The sequence below is a fragment of the Ideonella sp. genome (genome assembly GCF_041287625.1).
GTDB lineage: Bacteria > Pseudomonadota > Gammaproteobacteria > Burkholderiales > Burkholderiaceae_C > Ideonella.
In genome coordinates this window covers 117,115-129,262 of sequence record NZ_JBGGNH010000035.1, presented here as the reverse complement: position 1 = coordinate 129,262, position 12,148 = coordinate 117,115, and the positions used below count along the sequence as shown (strand labels likewise).

Below are 12,148 nucleotides of genomic sequence, written 5' to 3'. Positions count from 1 at the left end.
GTTCAAGGATTCAGGGCTTTCTTGACCGCGGCCGAGACCAGGCCCATGTCGGCCTTGCCGGCGAGCTGCGTCTTCACCGCGCCCATGACCTTGCCCATGTCGCCCGGGCCCTTGGCGCCCAGCGAGGCGACCAGCGCGGCCACTTCGGCGTCAATCTGCTCCGGTGACAGGCGCTCCGGCAGGTAGCCAGACAGCACCTTCAGCTCCGCCGCTTCCTTGTCGGCCAGGTCCTGGCGGCCGCCCTGTTCGAACGCGGTGATCGAGTCCTTGCGCTGCTTGATCATCTTGTCGATCAGGCCGATCACCATCGCGTCGTCCAGCGTCACGCGCTCGTCGACTTCCTTCTGCTTGCACGCGGCCAGCAGCAGGCGGATGGTCGCCAGGCGCTCGCTGTCCTTGGCGCGCATGGCCGTCTTCATGTCTTCGGTGATCTGGTCTTTCAGGCTCATGGCTCGTCCTTGTGGCGTCTTGTCGGGTGCCCTCGTGAGGCGGGGCGAGCGAGCATTGTCCTCCGGTTCAAACGGCTTCCAGCGCCAACAGCTCTGCCACGGTTTGCCGGCGGCGGATCAGCCGCGCTTCGCCGCCATCGACCAGCACCTCGGCGATCAGCGGCCGGCTGTTGTAGTTGGAGGACATCGACGCGCCATAGGCGCCCGCGTCGTGCAGCACCAGCAGGTCGCCCACACGCGCCTGCGGCAGCTCGCGCTGCAGCATCACGCCGCCTTCGCCCTGCGTGAACACGTCGCCTGACTCGCACAGCGGCCCGGCGACCACGCTGGGCTGCAGCGGCCGCGCGGCCAGGTCTTCATCGGCATCGGCCGGGACCAGGCTCATCTCGTGGTGGCTGCCATACATGGCCGGGCGCATCAGGTCCGAGAAGCCGGCGTCCACCAGCATGAAATGGTTGCCGCCCATGCGCTTGGTCGCACGCACCTCGGCCAGCAGCACGCCGGACTCGGCCACCAGGTAGCGGCCCGGCTCCAGTTCCAGCTTCACCGGCTGGCCCAGGTGGCTGACGATCTCGCGACGGGCGGCATCCCAGAGGCTGAAGTAGTGCGCGGTGTCGATGCGCGGCTCGCCGTCCCGGTAGGGAATGGACAGGCCGCCGCCGGCCGAGATGGCCTCGACCTTCACGCCTCCCTGCTTGACCAGCGTCACCATGGCCGCGCAGACCTGCTGCAGGTGGTGGTAGTCCACGCCGGAGCCGATGTGCATGTGCAGGCCGACCAGGTGCAGCTTGTGCAGGCCGACACGGGCCAGCGCGGCAGGCAGGTCGCTGTGCCAGATGCCGTGCTTGCTGTGCTCGCCGCCGGTGTTGGTCTTGTTGCTGTGGCCGTGGCCAAAGCCAGGATTGATGCGCAGCCAGACCGCATGGCCCGGCGAGCGCGCGCCGAGCTGGTCCAGCATGTCGATCGAGCCGGCGTTGACGGGGATCTTGTGGCGGACCACGGTGTCCAGCGTCGCTGCGTCGAACAGGTCCGCGGTGAAGACGATGCCCGAGGCGCCCTGGGCATTCGGCTCGGCGCTGTAGCCGGCCGCCAGCGCGCGCTCGATCTCGCCGCGCGAGACGGCGTCCACCACCACGCCCTGCGCGCGCATCAGCCGCAGCAAGTGGGTGTTGGCGTTGGCCTTCTGCGCAAAGCGCACGGTGTCGAAGGCCTTCAGGTCGGCAATGCGCTGGCGGATGGTGCCGGCGTCATAGACCCACAGCGGCGTGCCGTGTTCACGTGCCAGCGAGCGCAGTTGGGCGGCGGGGAAGGGTGAGCGGGGCGGGTTCATCGCGGCATGATGCCGCGGCCAGTCCATATTGCAAAATGCCCAGATTTCGGCCGATCATTCATTCTGGATATGAGACTTACGCACCGCCAGGTCGAGGTGTTCCGGGCCGTGATGAACACCGGCCACGTGACGCGCGCCGCCGAGTTATTGCACAGCTCGCAGCCCACGGTGAGCCGCGAACTGGCGCGGCTGGAGCAGGTGCTGGGCTTGGCGCTGTTCGAGCGGGTGAAAGGCCGGTTGCGGCCCACGGTGCGAGCGCTGGCGCTGCTCGAAGAGGTGGAGCAGTCCTATGTCGGGCTGGAGCGCATCGCGGCCACGGCGGTCGCACTGCGCGACTTTGCGCATGGCCGGCTGCAACTGGCCTGCCAGCCCGCACTGGCACATGCGCTGTTGCCGGAGGCGCTCCGGCGTTTTGCCGAACGGCAGCCGCAAGCCAGCGTGTCGATCCAGACTCAGGAGTCGCCGCAGCTGGAAGCCGCCTTGAGCGAGCAGCGCCACGACCTGGGGCTGAGCGAACGCCACGAGGCTCCGATGGGCTGCACGCTGGCAACGCTGCTGGTGGCCGACGAGGTGTGCGTGCTGCCGCCGGGCCATGTGCTGGCGCAGAAGGCGGTGCTGGCGCCAGCGGATTTCGCGGGCGAATCCTTTGTCAGCCTGGCGCCGGCCGACCCTTACCGGCAGCAGGCAGACGCGGTGTTTGCGTCGGCCGGTGTGCAGCGTAAGCTGTCGATCGATTCACCCAGTGCAGTTTCCGTCTGCGCGCTGGTGCGGCAAGGGCTGGGGCTGGGCATCGTCAACCCGCTGACGGCGCTGGCCCTGGCTGGCACCGGGCTGGTGATCCGGCCGTTTTCGGTGGCCATTCCGTTCCACGTCGCGGCGGTGTTGCCGCAGTGGCGCACCGAGCATCCGCTGCGCGCGGCCTTGCTGGCGGCGCTGCACGAGGCGGCGCAGGACCTGCGGGCGCGCTTGACTGCCCCCGCATGAACCGCCCATGAAAAAAGCCCGCTGCGGCGTCCCGCGCGGGCTTTTTTTCAGAGAAATCCGTGGCCGGAAATCAGTACAGCTTCTTCGGCAGCTGCATGCTGCGAACGCGCTTGTAGTGGCGCTTCACGGCGGCGGCCTTCTTGCGCTTGCGTTCAGCTGTCGGCTTTTCATAGAACTCGCGAGCGCGCAGTTCGGTCAGCAGACCCAGCTTTTCGATGGTGCGCTTGAAGCGGCGCAGGGCCACGTCGAACGGCTCGTTTTCCTTGACACGGATGGTGGTCATTAACGAAGAATCCTCGGGATGAATGCGCTCGGTGTCCAGTGGTGACATGCACCTGAAGTGCTTCCGGAAGTCGCAGGTGACATGCCAAAAAAGCAGAGCCACACCAGATCGACACGCTTGAGTGCTAGCAAAGACAGCGATTCTAGCCCGAAAATGGCCCTGTGCCAATTCGGGCTTGACAAAGTTCTGCAGCAGTCGCACGCGAGGCCATGTGGACAGCCTCGCTCAGGCTGTGGATGCGGCAGCCGCCGCTTCAGCCATCGCCTCTGCACAAGCCCAGGCGCTGGCCCAGGCCCACTGGAAGTTGTAGCCGCCCAGCCAGCCGGTCACGTCCACCACCTCGCCAATGAAATAAAGCCCGGGCTGGCGCTTGCTGGCCATGGTCTGCGAGCTGAGATCGTTGGTGTCCACGCCGCCGGCCATCACCTCGGCCTTGTGCCAGCCCTCGGTGCCGGCCGGCATCAGCTGCCAGTCCTGCAGGCTGGTGGCGAGCTGGCGCAGCTGGGCGTCCGGCACCTGCGGCATGGCCTGGCTGCCGTCCAGACCCTGGATGGCCAGCCAGGTGTCGGCCAGGCGCTGGGTCAAGAGGCTGCCCAGTTCGTTGCCCAGCTGGCGGCGGGACTGCTGCTTGGCCTCCAACAGCAGGTCAAGCAGGTCCACGCCCGGCAGCAGGTTCAGCCGAAGCGCTTGGCCTGGGCGCCAGAAGCTGGAGATTTGCAGCACGGCCGGCCCGCTGAGGCCGCGGTGCGTGAACAGCAGGTCTTCATGGAAACTGATCTCGCCGCTGCCGCGCAATTTTTTGCCTACCGTCGGCGCCGCGCAGCGGATCTCCACCGGCAGCGCAATGCCGGCCAGCGGCACGAACGGCGCCCAGTCGGCTGCAGAAAAGGTCAGCGGCACCAGCGCGTGGCGGGGCGTCACCAGCCGGTGGCCCAGGCGTTCGGCCAGGCGCAGGCCGAAGTCGCTGGCGCCGATCTTGGGGACAGGCAGGCCACCGGTGGCGATCACCAGTTGCGGCGCCTGAACGGGGCCGCGCTCGGTCTGCAGCGACCAGCCGCCGTCGTCGGCGCGGTCCACCTGCTGCACCGCGCAGGGCTGCCAACGCGTCACGCCGCCAGCCTCGCACTCGCGCAGCAGCATCTGGATGATCTGGTCGGCAGAGTCGTCGCAGAACAGCTGGCCCTTGTGCTTCTCGTGGAAGGCGATGCGGTGCTTCTGCACCAGCGCGATGAAATCGGCCGAGCTGTAGCGCGCCAGCGCTGAGCGCGCGAAGTGCGGGTTCTCGGACAGGAAGTTGGCCGGGCCTGCCTCGCGGTTGGTGAAGTTGCAGCGGCCGCCGCCGGAAATCCGGATCTTCTCGGCCAGCTTGGCTGCGTGGTCGATCAGCAGCACCTTCAGGCCGCGCTGGCCGGCCTGCGCGGCGCAGAACAGGCCGGCGGCACCGGCACCGATCACCACCGCATCAAAACGATTCATTGCGCCACTGCTTTCCACAACATGTAGGCTGCCAGGCCGTACAACAGGCAGGCGAAGATGCGCTTGAGCCGGCCCACGTCCATCGAATGCGCGGCCCTGGCGCCCAGCGGCGCCATCAGCATGCTGACGACGGCCACCGTGCCTAGCGCCGGCAGGTACAGGTAACCGAAGCTGCCCGGAAGCGCCGAAGGCAGCGACCAGCCGCTCACCACATAGCCCAGCGTGTTCGCCAGCGCGATCGGAAATCCCAACGCGGCGCTGGTCGCCACCGCGTTGTGGATCGGCACGTTGCACCAGGTCATGAACGGCACGCTGATGAAGGCGCCGCCCGCGCCGACCAGGCCCGAGGCAAAGCCCACCGTCGTGCCAGCCGCCGCCTGGCCTTGCCAGCCCGGCATTTGCCGCTGAGGCTTGGGCTTGCGGCCACGCAGCATCTGCGTGGCCGAGAAGCTGACGAACAGGCAGAACATGATGGCCAGCCACTGGCCCTTGACCACCGCGAACATGCCGGCCCCCGCCAGCAGCCCGCCGACCAGGATGCCCGGCGCCATCGCGCGCACGATGGGCCAGCGCACGGCACCGTGCCGGTGGTGCGCGCGTACGCTGGACAGCGAGGTGAACAGGATGGTGGCCATCGAGGTGGCGATCGCCATCTTCACCGCCAGGTCGGCCGGCACGCCGCGGTGGCTGATGATCAGCGTCAGGAAGGGCACCAGCAGCATGCCACCGCCCACGCCCAGCAGGCCGGCGAGAAAGCCGGTGGCGCTGCCGAGCAGCAGCAGTTCAGCCACCAGCGTCAGCGAGACATCCATCAACGGTCCAGCAGCGCCATCACGGCCTGCCACTCTTCAGGCGAGACGGGTGTGATCGACAGCCGGCTGCCGGCTTGCAAGAGACGCATCGTCGCCAGCGCCGGCACCTCGCGCATGTCCTTCAGCGGCAGCAGCCGCGTCTTCCTGCGGAACCTCACGTCGACATGGAGCCAGCGCGGCGCCTCGGGCTTGGACTTGGGGTCGAAGTACGGGCTCTTGGCGTCGAACTGGGTCGCGTCCGGGTAGGCGGTGCTGGCCACTTCGGCAATGCCGGCCACGCCGGGCTCTGCGCAGGAGGAGTGGTAGTACAGCACCTGGTCCCCCACGCGCATGCCGTCACGCATGAAATTGCGCGCCTGGTAGTTGCGCACGCCGGTCCACGGCACCGTCTGGCCGGGCAGGGCGGCGAGGTCGTCGATCGAGCATTCGTCAGGCTCGATCTTCATCAACCAGTATTGCGGGGCTTGGGATGTGTTCATGTCTGCGGCGTGGGCGAGGCACGAAAAAATGCCGGCACTGGGAGAGTGCCGGCATTGAGGAAGAAGGTGTCCGCCGCAAACCATGGGCCGCATTCCTGAACCCAGGGGATTCAGGTGGGCGAGGTCAGCAAGACTTCGGGTTCATCTGACGCGAGACGATCACACCAGTCAAGCGATGTTCCAAGCCCAGGCTCGCGAGAGCATCGGTTCAAGGAAATATAAAACCCACGCAGATGCGGCGGACGGTTTGATTCTAGGCCGTGCGGCGCCGGGAAGCGTAGGAAAAGAAGCCAAAACCGCGGTCAACAAGAGGCCGTCGTGTAAAGCATCCGGCGCACTTGGCGCGGCCGTGCTACGGAAGTCCCCTGCAAAGTCTCAGAGCAGTTGGCCGTCGTGGCCCAGCGTACTGTCGAGCCGGTCGATCAACTGCGTGACCAGCAGTTCGGCTTCTTGCTCGGCGGCGGCCTGTGCGGGGCTCACTGCAGCCGAGATGGCAGGCGCGGCAACCGCTGCGGGCGTGGGCCGCTCGGCCAAACGATAGGCCAGGTTCAGCGCCGCCAGCACGGCCATGCGCTCGCGCGCCTTGACCTTGCCAGCATCGCGGATCGCGCTCATTTCCTGGTCCACCGTCTGCACTGCCGCGAGCAGCAAGGCTTCGCCGCCTTCGGGGCAGGCCAGCAGGTAGCTCTGACCAAGGATCGTCACTTCCATCTGCTTCATTCGGCGGTTCCGGGCTGGCCTGCGCTGGGGGCGTCCGCCGGCAGGCGGTCCAGCAGGATCTCGACCCGGGCACGGGCCGCGGCGAGGCGCGAACGCAGGTTGTCCCGCTCGGCGAGCACCGACTGCAGTTGCTGGGTCAGCAAGGCATTGGTGCGCGCAAGTTCCTCGTGGCGGAGCACGAGGCGGTCGATGCGTTCGGCAAGTTCCGGCAGACGGGACATGGGCCTGGGCTCGGGCTGGGAGGCGTTCATTGTATGCAGCCAAGGCCTGGGCGGCCCGTCTGCGAGCGCCTGATATTTCAGGCGCCCGGCAGGCTGGCGGCCGGGGACGGGATGGGCGCTGGCGGTCGCATCTGCCGCAGCGTGCGCGCCAGTTCGATGACCGCCAGCGCGTAATAGCTGGACCAGTTGTAGCGCGTGATGACGTAGAAGTTGCGCGTGCCGGCCACGTAGCTGGGCGCGTTGTCGCCGTTCTGCAGTTCCACCAGCGCAAGCGGACCGTCGTAGGCTTGTCCGGCGGGGTCCAGCTGCGCGCCGAGATCGCCCATTTGCTTGGCGCTGAAGCTGGGCAGGATGTCAGGTGACAGCAAGGTGGCGCGGTCGCTCACCGAAACCGGCGGGGCCACGCCGAAGTGCGTCGGCAGCCCGCGTTGCCAGCCGAATTCGGCCAGGTAATGCGCCACGCTGCCCACCACGTCGGCGCCATGCGTGTCCAGGTCGATGCGGCCGTCGCCATCGAAGTCCACCGCGTATTTCTGAATGCTGCTGGGCATGAACTGCGGCAGGCCGATGGCGCCGGCATACGAGCCACGCACGCTTTGCGGGTCCCGCTTTTCCTGGTTGCACCAGCGCAGGAAAGCGGCGAGTTCGTCGCGGTAAAAAGGCGTGCGGTCCGAGCGGCCGCTGGGGAAGTCGAAGGACAGCGTGGCCAGCGCGTCGATCACCTTGTAGCCGCCGGTCTGCCGGCCGTAAAAGGTCTCGATGCCGACGATGGCCACGATGACCGAAGCTGGCACGCCCCAGCGCGCTTCGGCCAGGTCCAGCCAGCGTTCATGGTCCTGCCACCAGCGCTGGCCTTCACGCAGGCGCTGCGGCTCGACGAAGCGGGCCCGGTAGGCCTGCCAGTTCTTCGCGACGCCCGCCGCGGGTGGCATCACCAGCCTGGCCACGCTGGGCTGGTAGCGGGCCTGCGCCAGTTGGGCCAGCACCCAGTCCGCGTCCAGCCCCTGCTGCTCGGCCAGGCTGCGGCCCAGGCGCACCACATCCTCGCGCTGGCCGTAGGTGACGACGTCGGGCGTGCCGTCCTTCTGCACCGCGCCGCGCTTGCCTGCCGCGGGCTTGGTGGGCTTTTTGTGCGGCGCGGCCTTGTGGCTTGCGGCCGTTTTCGGTTTGGCCGATGAGGCGGCTGGCGCGGGCGCGTTTTGCGCCGCTGCCGAGCCGGCGCCAAGCAGCAGCGCGGACAAGGCCAGCGCGGTCACCGGGAACTTGGCGTCCAGCACCAAGGGGCGGGTTTCTTGCAGTTCAAAAGCAATCATGGCGAGCGCGCTGCGTTGCGCGCATTCAACGGGCTGACGGCCAGTGTGCGGCGGAATTCCCGCCACCACGCGGCGAAAGTGGGCGGTGTTTGACTGGCAGCCGGCGCATAGCGCATGGCCTGCAGTGCGGACAGCGAAGCGGCCAACGACCGCGCCGGCTCTCCGTGGCGCGCCAGCAGCGCCTGCGCCAACGCGCCGGGCGACGCATGCGCGGGCGCCGGCACGCCCAGCCGCGCCAGTGCCTTGGCCACACGGGCCTGCAGCTTCTGCCACGGGGTGCGCCGCCGGCCGTCCCACCAGGCCCAGGCTGCGCCGGCCAGCCCCAGGCCGGCCAGGCCCAGCACCAGCAGGCGGATCAGCTGGCCGGTGTCGCGCGCGTCCAGCCCCAGCTTGTCCATCAGCTGGAACTGCTGCTGCTTGCCGTAGCCCAGCACCCACTGGTTCCAGCGGTTGTCCATGGCCTCGAAGAACTGGCGCAGCTGCAGCCGCAGGTCGGGGCTGACGGCTTCCAGTGTGCCGGCGACCAGCCCTTGCGGGGCTTCCAGCGCGCGGCTGCGCTGGATGCGGTCCGGCGCGACGGCGGAGGTCGGGTCGGCCCGCAGCCAGCCGCGGCCTTGCTGCCAGTATTCGGCCCAGGCGTGGGCATGGCTCTGCCGCACGATCCAGTAGCCGTCCGCCTCGGTTTCGTCCGTGCCCTGGTAGCCGGTGACGATGCGGGTCGGCACGCCCATGGCCCGCATGATCACCGTGAAGGCGCTGGCGTAGTGTTCGCAGAAGCCCAGCTTGCGGTCCAGCCAGAACTCGTCCACGGGGTCCTTGTCATAGGTGCCCGGCTCCAGCGTGTAGGTGTACAGGCCGGTGCGGATGTGGCGCAGCACGGCGGTGGCCAGCGCGGTGGCGTCGGCGTCCTGCAGCTCGGGCTGGGCACGCAGTGCTTGCGCCCAGGCGATGGTGCGCGGGTGGCGGCCGGCCGGCAGTGCGGTGAGGTCGCGCTGCTGGTAGACCGACAGCACGGGGCTGCGCTCCAGCTGCAGCGTGGCGCGGGCCTGCAGCAGCAGGCGCTCACCCAGCGGCGCGCGCAGCCGCCACTGCAGGCTGTCGCCGGCCGGCGGCAGCAGCCCGTCCATCGGTGGCGTGGTCCTGGGCGCGGCCTCGGTGTAGTCCAGCAGCGGCAGCCACATCAGGCGCAGCGGCTCGATGGTCAGCTCGTAGTCGACAAAGCCTTTGCCCTTGGGAGCAGCTTTGGCCTCGGCTGGCCGGCCGCCGAACTCGCGCAGCGGCGGCTCGGCGCGCCAGGTCTGGCCGTCGTAGTCGCTCAGCACGGGGCCGCGGAAGTACATGGCCTGCGGCGGCGGCTTGGCGCCGGTGAACCGCACCCGCATCGCGATGCTGTTGTCCTGCGCCAGCTCGGCCACGTCGCCCAGCTTCAGCTGGTCCGACAGGCCGGTGTGCGTGCCGCGGCCAGGCATGGCCCACAGTGGCGGCAGGCGCGGGAAGACCAGGAACAGCGCGATCATCACCGGCGTGCCGAAGGCCGCGGCGCGCAGCGCCAGCAACCCCGCCTCGCGCAGCGGTGGCCGGCCGGTGGGCATGTGGGCCAGCGTCAGCGCGCTGAGCCAGCCCCACACGGCAGCGCCCATGGCCAGCGAGGTCAGCAGCGACTGTGAATACAGGAACTGCGTCAGCACCAGGAAAAAGCCGAGGAAGAAGACCACCAGCGCGTCGCGCCGGGCGCGCAGCTCCAGCGTCTTCAGCGCCATCAGCACGACCAGCAGCGTCACGCCGGCATCCTTGCCGATGAGGGTGTGTTCGTTGATCCAGGTCAGCCCGGCCGCCACGAACACCACGCCCAGCAAGGTCCAGCGGCCCGGCAGCGGCGCCTCGTGCACCGCCAGCCAGGCACGCCAGGCCAGCACCAGCACGCACAGGATGTCGATGCCGATGGACAGACGCAGCAAATGCGGCGCGACCGTCCAGGCAATGACCGCCAGCATGAACAGCGTGTCGCGGGTGTCGCGTGGCAGCCGGTTGATGCGGCTGCCGAGGCGGGGCAGCGGGATGTTGATGTTCAGGTTCATGGCTGCCACTCGGCGAGCAGTCGCAAGGCTGCGTCGCGCTGCGCCACGCCATGGTCGCAAGGCAACTCATGGCCGGGCAGGCGCAGGCCGTAGTCCAGCCCACGTTGCTCTGCTGCCAGCACCCAGGCGGACAGGCGCGACAGCCGGGTTTCCGGGTCGCCCAGCGGGGTCTGCCGCCAGTCCAGCCAGAGCTGCTGGCGCGCGCCCTGGCGCGATTCGCGGCTGACCATTTCGCCGCTGCGCGCCACCTTCTTCCACACCACCTGGCGCAGGCTGTCGCCGCGCTGCCAGGGGCGCACGCCCTCGAACTCGGCGCCGCTGGTGGCCATGGTGCGCGGGCCCACGGCCGGCACCGGTTCGACCGGTGGCAGTTCGGCGGCTGGCACCTCTGGCGCCGGGTAGACCCAGACCTGCCCGTTGGGCCGCCAGATGCTCCAGGCGCGGAACAGGCCGAAGGGGAAACGGCTTTCGATGCGCAGCGGCGGCACCGTCACGCGGCCGCGCTTTGCCGCGATGCAGCTGACGGTCACGCTGCCCTGGCCTTGCGCTGGCGCTTCGGCCCAGGCCAATGGCTGCGAGCCCCAATCGGCCTCGGTGCCCAGGCCCAGCCCGTGGCGGGTGCGACCGGGGTTGGTCAGCACGATCTCCATCACCAGCGGCTGGCCGGCGAAGGTGGCAGCGGGTGGGCGCATGTGCAGCGTCAGCCCGCGCAGCGTGCCGTGCGTCATGTGCATGGACGCGAGCGCGCTACCGGCCAGCAGGAAGGTCAGCGCGTAGCCGAGGTTCAACTGGTAGTTGATGGTGGCGACCAGCAGCACGACCAGCGTGCCGCAGAAAGCCAGGCCGGCGCGCGTGGGCACGATGTAGATGTTGCGCTGGCCCAGCGTCCACTGGTCGGTCGCCGGCAGCCGGCTCAGCCACCAGTGGCGCAGCCGGGCGCGCGGCCCGCCACGCGCGGATTCGATCGCCGGCAGGGAGGATGCGGTGCTCACGCCAGCCTCAGGGCAGTGGCACGGCTTCGATCATGGCCCGCACCTGCTCGCGCCGGCCGCGGCCTGCGCCGGCCACCGGCTGCAGGCGGTGGGCGATGGCCTGGGGCAGCAAGGCCTGCAGGTCGTCCGGCACCACATGGTCGCGTCCTGCGAGCAGCGCACGGGCGCGGGCCAGCCGCAGCACCGCAATGCCGGCACGCGGCGACAGCCCGGCGACGAACCACTGGCCCGAGCGGGTCGCGGCGATCAGCGCCTGCAGGTAGTCCAGCAGCGATTCCGAGACGAAGATCTGCTTGACCGCATTCATCGCCTCGATCAGCTCGTCGGAGGTCATCAGCGGCTGCAGCTGCGCAACCGCTTCGCGCCGGTCGCTGCCCGACAGCAGCGCGCGCTCGGCCTGGCGGTCCGGGTAGCCCAGTGTGATGCACATCAGGAAGCGGTCCAGCTGGCTTTCGGGCAGCGGATAGGTGCCGAGCTGCTCGCTGGGGTTTTGCGTGGCGATGACAAAAAACGGCTTCGGCAGCGGCCGGGTCTCGCCTTCGACCGAGACCTGGTGCTCTTCCATCGCTTCGAGCAGCGCGCTTTGGGTCTTCGGTCCGGCGCGGTTGATCTCGTCGGCCAGCAGCACCTGCGTGAAGACCGGGCCGGGGTGGAAGACAAAACCTTCCTTCTGGCGCTCGAAGATGGACACGCCGATCAGGTCGCTGGGCATCAGGTCGGCGGTGAACTGCACGCGGGTGAACTGCAGGCCCAGCGTGACGGCCAGCGTGTGCGCCAGCGTGGTCTTGCCCACGCCTGGCAGGTCCTCGATCAGCAGGTGGCCACCGGCCAGCAGGCAGGCCAGGCTGTCGTCGATCTGGATCGGCTTGCCGACGATGATCGTGCTAATCTGGCTCTTGAGACGAGACAAACGGGACTGCAGTTCAACGCTGTTCATCGGCTCACGATAACGCAGATTTTGCGGCCCCACAGAGGCTCGCCAAACCCGTTTCCAAGAGACAACGCACCGGC

Annotated in this window: 13 protein-coding genes; 1 reads left to right on the top strand and 12 read right to left on the bottom strand. The window is 68.7% G+C overall.

Annotated features, from left to right (window positions below):
* Positions 1-2: 2 nt before the first annotated feature.
* Entirely contained in the window at positions 3-449 is a 447-nt protein-coding gene (locus ACAH41_RS14495) for a GatB/YqeY domain-containing protein (RefSeq protein WP_325648917.1), read from the bottom strand.
* A 67-nt stretch (positions 450-516) separates the two neighbouring features.
* The gene (lysA, locus tag ACAH41_RS14490; protein WP_325648918.1) at positions 517-1,779 is read right to left on the bottom strand and encodes a diaminopimelate decarboxylase; all 1,263 of its coding nucleotides are present in this window, start codon (positions 1,777-1,779) and stop codon (positions 517-519) included.
* Between the two features lie 69 nt (positions 1,780-1,848).
* Here lysA and ACAH41_RS14485 point away from each other — a divergent pair, with 69 nt between their 5' ends.
* A complete protein-coding gene (locus ACAH41_RS14485) occupies positions 1,849-2,763 on the top strand; it encodes a LysR family transcriptional regulator (RefSeq protein WP_325648919.1) in 915 nt (304 codons plus the stop codon).
* 70 nt (positions 2,764-2,833) lie between these two features.
* Here ACAH41_RS14485 and rpsU read toward each other — a convergent pair whose 3' ends face one another.
* The 10 genes from rpsU to ACAH41_RS14435 form a co-directional block, all read right to left on the bottom strand.
* Positions 2,834-3,046 (bottom strand): 30S ribosomal protein S21, encoded by a 213-nt coding sequence (gene rpsU, locus ACAH41_RS14480; RefSeq protein WP_012346814.1) that lies wholly within the window; start codon positions 3,044-3,046, stop codon positions 2,834-2,836.
* A gap of 225 nt (positions 3,047-3,271) precedes the next feature.
* Positions 3,272-4,522 (bottom strand): NAD(P)/FAD-dependent oxidoreductase, encoded by a 1,251-nt coding sequence (locus ACAH41_RS14475; RefSeq protein WP_325648920.1) that lies wholly within the window; start codon positions 4,520-4,522, stop codon positions 3,272-3,274.
* Positions 4,519-5,334 carry a sulfite exporter TauE/SafE family protein gene (locus tag ACAH41_RS14470; RefSeq protein ID WP_325648921.1) on the bottom strand — a complete coding sequence of 272 codons (816 nt, stop codon included), beginning with the start codon at positions 5,332-5,334 and terminating at the stop codon, positions 4,519-4,521. The genes ACAH41_RS14475 and ACAH41_RS14470 overlap by 4 nt, the downstream gene beginning before the upstream one ends.
* Positions 5,334-5,813, bottom strand: a complete 480-nt coding sequence (locus ACAH41_RS14465) for an EVE domain-containing protein (RefSeq protein WP_325648922.1) — start codon at positions 5,811-5,813, stop codon at positions 5,334-5,336. Before ACAH41_RS14465 ends, ACAH41_RS14470 begins: the two co-directional genes overlap by 1 nt.
* Before the next feature lie 375 nt (positions 5,814-6,188).
* Complete coding sequence (locus ACAH41_RS14460; protein ID WP_325648924.1) at positions 6,189-6,533, bottom strand: cell division protein ZapA; 345 nt, start codon at positions 6,531-6,533, stop codon at positions 6,189-6,191.
* The gene (locus tag ACAH41_RS14455; RefSeq protein ID WP_325648926.1) at positions 6,530-6,754 is read right to left on the bottom strand and encodes a DUF904 domain-containing protein; all 225 of its coding nucleotides are present in this window, start codon (positions 6,752-6,754) and stop codon (positions 6,530-6,532) included. Before ACAH41_RS14455 ends, ACAH41_RS14460 begins: the two co-directional genes overlap by 4 nt.
* 77 nt (positions 6,755-6,831) lie before the next feature.
* A complete protein-coding gene (mltB, locus tag ACAH41_RS14450; protein ID WP_325648928.1) occupies positions 6,832-8,067 on the bottom strand; it encodes a lytic murein transglycosylase B in 1,236 nt (411 codons plus the stop codon).
* On the bottom strand, positions 8,064-10,145 hold the full coding sequence (locus ACAH41_RS14445; RefSeq protein WP_325648930.1) for a DUF3488 and transglutaminase-like domain-containing protein: 2,082 nt from the start codon (positions 10,143-10,145) through the stop codon (positions 8,064-8,066). The genes mltB and ACAH41_RS14445 overlap by 4 nt, the downstream gene beginning before the upstream one ends.
* A complete protein-coding gene (locus tag ACAH41_RS14440) occupies positions 10,142-11,137 on the bottom strand; it encodes a DUF58 domain-containing protein (RefSeq protein ID WP_325648932.1) in 996 nt (331 codons plus the stop codon). Before ACAH41_RS14440 ends, ACAH41_RS14445 begins: the two co-directional genes overlap by 4 nt.
* A 7-nt stretch (positions 11,138-11,144) precedes the next feature.
* The gene (locus ACAH41_RS14435) at positions 11,145-12,074 is read right to left on the bottom strand and encodes a MoxR family ATPase (protein ID WP_325648934.1); all 930 of its coding nucleotides are present in this window, start codon (positions 12,072-12,074) and stop codon (positions 11,145-11,147) included.
* Between the last annotated feature and the right edge of the window lie 74 nt (positions 12,075-12,148).